Consider the following 1,262-nt stretch of genomic DNA (forward strand, 5'->3'; position numbering starts at 1 on the left):
GCGCCCGGAAAAAATAACATCCATAACATGTCGATTAAAATACTCTCTCATATTATTTCTGTTCTCGCGCAGACCAATGATTAACTTGTTGGTTCTACAAGGTTCACGAGCACTATCAACCAGTTCCTGCCTGAATTTTACGAAAAAATTAAAGACAATACCGAACTCAGAAAAAAAGCCTCTTCCATCAAGAAGGGTTCGAAAAAATGGATATATCTCCTTCAACAATTTCTCGAACCTGATTTTATGCCAAAAGTTACCAAAAGGAACAATCTTTGGGGTAACATCATCCGGTACGTTTTCCTTTTTTTTAAGATAATCAACCAGCATATCCTCCCAACTGTAATGTATTCCAGGCCAACAAGCTTTCGCTTCCTCTGCTGCCCATTCGGAAAAAATAGCATTTAGAAAAGACTGTATCTCTTCAACCCGCTCGTGGCTCATGGTTTTAGCCGCCACGTATTTCTCGGGGCTCCTTTCAATAGTAAAACACCGATCATGAACCAGACCTTCCTGGCATAAAATAAAATCGATAAAAATCTCTGTTAATTCATCTCTTTGAACATCTTCATAACGTTCCCTTGCGATTTCTTTGTATATCAGTGAATGCGTGAGGTTTTCAATGGTCCTTCGGAAACGCTCAGCCACCTCCTCAGCGGTAAACGTCTCGCTGAGTCCGGCTAAATTTATGGCCTCACAATCATGAGAATTAACCCAGTGGGAAACTTTTCGCTCGGGAATCGTCTGATTGGCAATCTTATGACCGCAACCCGACACAATAGAGCCGAGCCCTCTTAGGTTCTCTGCCGATGCAAAGGATGTATCCTCAACCCGTAGCTTTCTTGAGAAACTTTTGAATACTTTTTGTTCTGAGTCAAAGCTTTCATCATTCTTTTCAGCAAGGTGGCTTTGATGAAATCCGTAACTATCTGTTTTGCTTTTGTTTATATTCATAAATCCCTCTATTGAACACATTTGATTTTTTTAAGCTATGTGTGCTTTAGACTGTTAATTTCTAAAAAAATTCCAGAACAATCGTTCATCTTTCCCAGCGCTGACCTGCTGCATGAGTCTGTTGAACCAGATGGAATGTGTTTAGCAGAGGCGGAATACCTGAAGGGAGAGTGGGGCAATCAACTCCAGGCCAGCATCAAACCTGACTTAATAGTCCATAACCTAAGGTCTCCATCCAGGCAGCCGCTGAGGAAATATCCCTTACTTCGCCCCAAAAACAGCGATAGTCCTCCGGATTCAGTCCTAAT

1 protein-coding gene is annotated in these 1,262 nt (G+C 41.6%); it reads right to left on the reverse strand.

The genetic code is table 11. From position 1 onward, the window contains the following. A partial coding sequence (locus tag KDK17_RS03390; protein ID WP_257254111.1) for a hypothetical protein occupies positions 1-648 on the reverse strand: 648 nt, incomplete at its 3' end. Between the last annotated feature and the right edge of the window lie 614 nt (positions 649-1,262).

The organism is Endozoicomonas sp. SESOKO2 (genome assembly GCF_024606245.1).
GTDB lineage: Bacteria > Pseudomonadota > Gammaproteobacteria > Pseudomonadales > Endozoicomonadaceae > Endozoicomonas_A.